We start from the raw sequence: 3,981 nt of genomic DNA, 5'->3' as shown, positions 1-3,981 counted from the left end.
GGGGGGGGGGCCGCGAAACGCACTGCACTGTCTGTTAGTTGAGAAGGCTGCCTTGGAGTTCCGCGCGCAGGTCCGGGGTGAGGACGCTGCCCGCTCGGTCGACCAGGAGAGCCATCTCGTAGCCCACAAGGCCGATGTCGCAGTCGGGGTGGGCGAGTACGGCCAGCGAGGAACCGTCGGAGACGGACATGATGAAGAGGAAACCACGTTCCATCTCCACGACGGTCTGATTGACCGAACCGCCTTCGAAAATGCGGGAGGCGCCGGCCGTCAGCGACGTCAGGCCGGAGGCCACGGCCGCAAGCTGATCGGCGCGGTCGCGCGGGAACCCTTCGGACATCGCCAGAAGGAGTCCGTCGGCGGAGACCACCACCGTGTGGGACACCCCCGGGGTGTTGTCCACGAAGTTGGTGATCAACCAGTTCAGGTTCTGCGCCGCCTGGCTCATCGGGCTCACACTAACGCTCCTGATCGTAGGTGCTGCCGCCGGGACCGAAGCCCTGGCCGTTTGTGTCCATCCCTGCGTTGCGCCCCTGCTGGACGCCCCGCCGCAGGTTGCTCAACCTGCCGCGGATGTCCTCAGGGGCTCGGGAGACCTGGGGGCCGCCCTGCGGGGTCTGCTCTGCGGTGCCTTCGACCAGGTTGGCCTTCGGCACCCGCCGGGGGAGTCCGGACGGAGTGACTCCGCCGGCCTTCGGCTCCCGGAGCTGCTCGGCACGCTGCCAGCGGTCGTCGTTCTTCGACCGCCAGTCGCTGCCGTTCTCCTGCTGAACCTCGGCGACCTGCTGAGTCCGCTCCGGCTCCTCGGGCTGCTGCCATCCCTTGTCGCGGCGCGGCAGGCCGGCGCCGGTCACGGAATTGGCACCACTCGGAGAGGGGCCCGGACGCTCGAAGCCTACGCGGTCCTGTGCTTCCGCGGGACTGCCCTGAGATTCCGATTCGGCTCCGTATTCGGGCTCGTACCGGCTCTCGTAGGAAGCGGGCGCAGTCCACTCGTCCTGCTGGGTACGGCTGCCGTACTGGGTGTACGCCTGCTGGTCGTCGCCCGCGGGATCACCGTAGGCCACTTCGGGATAGCCGGAGTCCCGGTAGCCGGTGTCCTGGTAGCCGGCGTCCTGGTACCCGGATTCCGGATAGGCGGCCTGAGGGTACTCGGCGGTGTCGTAGCCCTGCTCCGCGTCCTGGTACCCGGACTGCTCGGTCCGGTCCCGGTCGCGGAACCCGGTGGGCTCCTCGGCCGTCTGGGCCCCCAGCTGCGCCCGTAGCTCCTCGCGCATCAGCGAGCGGCCCAGCGGGTCCAGCTCGCGGGCGTCGTCCGGTACGCCGTAGCGGGCGTCGTCGAAGCCGAGCTCCGCCGCCGTCCGCATCGGGGTCTGCGGTGCGCCGTCGAATCCGCTGTTGAACGGCGCGGGCTGCTCGGGCACGATCCGGGAGACCGTGAAGTCTTCCTGGGGCACCTCTCCGCCACCACCGTGGGTGATCGCGTCCGGGAGCATGACCAGCGACGTCGTACCGGCCTGCTCGCCCGAGGGGCGGAGCTGGACGCGGATGCCGTGCCGTTCGGCCAGCCGGCCGACCACGAACAGGCCCATGCGCTGCGAGATCGCGGCGTCCACGGTCGGCGGGTTGGCCAGCTTGTGGTTGATGTCCGCGAAGTCCTCGGCGGTGAGGCCGATGCCCTTGTCGTGGATCTCGACCATGACACGGCCGTCCGGCAGCCGGGTCGCGGTGACCCGCACCTTCGTCTGCGGCGAGGAGAACGACGTGGCGTTCTCCAGCAGCTCGGAGAGCAGATGGACGAGGTCGGTCACGGCGGTGCCGTGAATCTCGCTCTCCGGGACGCCGGTGAGCTCGATGCGCTCGTAGTTCTCCACCTCGGAGGAGGCGGCGCGGAGCACGTCCACCAGCGGCACCGGCTGGTTCCAGCGGTGGCCGGGCTCCTCGCCCGCGAGAATCAGGAGGTTCTCGCCGTTGCGGCGCATACGGGTCGCCAGGTGGTCCAGCCGGAAGAGGTTCTCCAGCTGGTCCGGGTCCGCCTCGTTGTTCTCCAGCTCGGTGATCAGGCTGAGCTGGCCTTCGATGAGTCCCTGGTTACGGCTCGAGAGGTTGGTGAAGATCGCGTTGACGTTGCCTCGCAGCAGCGCCTGCTCGGCGGCGAGCCGGACCGCCTCGCGGTGCACCTGGTCGAAGGCGCGGGCGACCTCGCCGATCTCGTCCTGGCTGGTGATCGGGATCGGGTGCACGCGGGTGTCCACGCGGCCCGGGTCCGTACGCGACAGCTGGTCGACCAGCAGCGGCAGCCGCTGCTCTGCGACATCGAAGGCCGCGTTGCGCAGCTGGCGCATGCTGTTGCTCATCGCGCGGGCCATCAGGCCCGCGATGATGAAGGCGGTGAACAGGGCGAGGAGCACGATGGCGCCGTTGACGATCGCGTCCTGGCGGGCGTCGTCGGAGATCTGCGAGGCCTCGTTCACGGCCTTGTCGACGAGGTCCTTCTCGATCGAGCGGTAGGCGTCGAACTTGCCGGTCGAGGAGGCGAACCAGGTCTCGGGCGTGATGCCCTTCGGCTTGAGGTCGTCGGCGGGGGTGCCCCGGCCGATAGCCGTGATCATGTCCTTCAGCGGCGGCGGCGGCACGAACGGCACGCCGGCGGCGTCGGCCCGCTGCTCGGCCGCGGCGACCTTCTTCTTGCCCTCGGCCTGGGCCGCCAGGAGCACCTTCTTCAGGCGCACCTGGTCCTCGGCGGTGCCACCGGAGACGTACTCGCCGAGGGCGATGTTCTCCAGGTAGGCGTACGAGGTGAAAGCGGTGACCTGGGTGCCGCGGTCCTTAGCGCCCGGACCGGGCTTGACCAGCAGGTGCATGCCGATGGAGCGCTGCAGTGACTCGGCGGCCTTGGCCAGGGAGACCGCGTAGACCGTACGGCCGTAGCTGGTGATGTTGCCGGTGCCGAGGCCCAGTTCGTTGGCGAACTCCATGAGCGGGTGCTGGACCTGGACGTAGCCCTCTTCGGTCTTCACGCCCGGCAGGGCCGAGGTGTAGGCGCCGTCGCGGAGGTCCTGGAGCTTCGGCTCGACGTCCTGGAAGATCTTCAGACGCCGCTCGAGGCCCGGCTGGTCCGGCATCTCCGCGACCTGGGCGTCGAATTCCCTCTTCGCCGCGTCGGTCTTGGCGCGGAGCTCGGTGACGACCTTGCTGTCACGGTCACCCATCAGCAGCGGCACGGCGGACCGGTCACGCTCGTTGACCAGGGCCTGGCCGTACGTGGCCGCGGCGCGCACCAGCAGAGCGGTCTTCTCGGCGTCCTGCGCCTCTTTCCAGGTCTGGATGGAGCTGTTGACCTGGAAGCCGCCGAAGACGAGTCCCACGAGCACCGGTATGAGCAGGATCGCGTTCAGCCGGGTGGGCACGCGCCAGTTGCGGGGGGAGAGCCGGCTGCCGCTCGCGGGAGCGGCACTGGGCACATCGGCGGGCGACGCCGCATCGCGCGGCGGCGGGGTGAAGTTGCCTCGCGTCTGTTGCGACGCGGGGCCGGTCTTGCTTCGCCTCACTCGACCAACAACCTCTCGGCGTCGGCACCTACGGTGTGCCGTCTATCTTCTGGACCATTAATACTCGGCAGTTCAGGGAATTGCAGCACGTCAGGGGCTTGCATTCCAAACACCCTCCGAAGACCGTTCCGACCGCCCCAAGGGCCAGATAAATGGGGCATAAAGCGCCAGGTCCGGCAAATGGAAGGGTGATCGTGCGCACAGCGAAGCGAAGCGAATGCGTCGGGTTCCGAGACGCTCAGAATTCACTGTCGAAACGTTATGAACACAGTGGCGGGCCGTGTCAAACGACACAGCCCGCCAGAGGATCAACTTCCGTCCTCCGCCGCCTACTTGAGCCGGGCCATGAGGGCGTGCTCGACGAGCGTGATGAGGGCGCTCTTGGCGTCGGCGCGGTGGCGGGCGTCGGTGATGATGATGGGGGCGTCGG

General features: G+C 68.6%; 2 protein-coding genes and 1 pseudogene. All 3 read right to left on the bottom strand.

From position 1 onward, the window contains the following. Positions 1 to 34: 34 nt before the first annotated feature. A complete protein-coding gene (locus ABZW18_RS34280) occupies positions 35 to 448 on the bottom strand; it encodes a roadblock/LC7 domain-containing protein (protein ID WP_356195306.1) in 414 nt (137 codons plus the stop codon). Between the two features lie 10 nt (positions 449 to 458). Continuing rightward, the gene (locus ABZW18_RS34275) at positions 459 to 3,551 is read right to left on the bottom strand and encodes a nitrate- and nitrite sensing domain-containing protein (RefSeq protein WP_356195303.1); all 3,093 of its coding nucleotides are present in this window, start codon (positions 3,549 to 3,551) and stop codon (positions 459 to 461) included. Between the two features lie 329 nt (positions 3,552 to 3,880). Further along, positions 3,881 to 3,981, bottom strand: a pseudogene (locus ABZW18_RS34270) (ATP-binding protein); the annotation flags it as partial.

The sequence above is a fragment of the Streptomyces sp. NPDC004647 genome, from assembly GCF_040609575.1.
Classification (GTDB): Bacteria; Actinomycetota; Actinomycetes; order Streptomycetales; family Streptomycetaceae; genus Streptomyces.
This window is presented reverse-complemented; position numbering and strand designations above follow the sequence as displayed.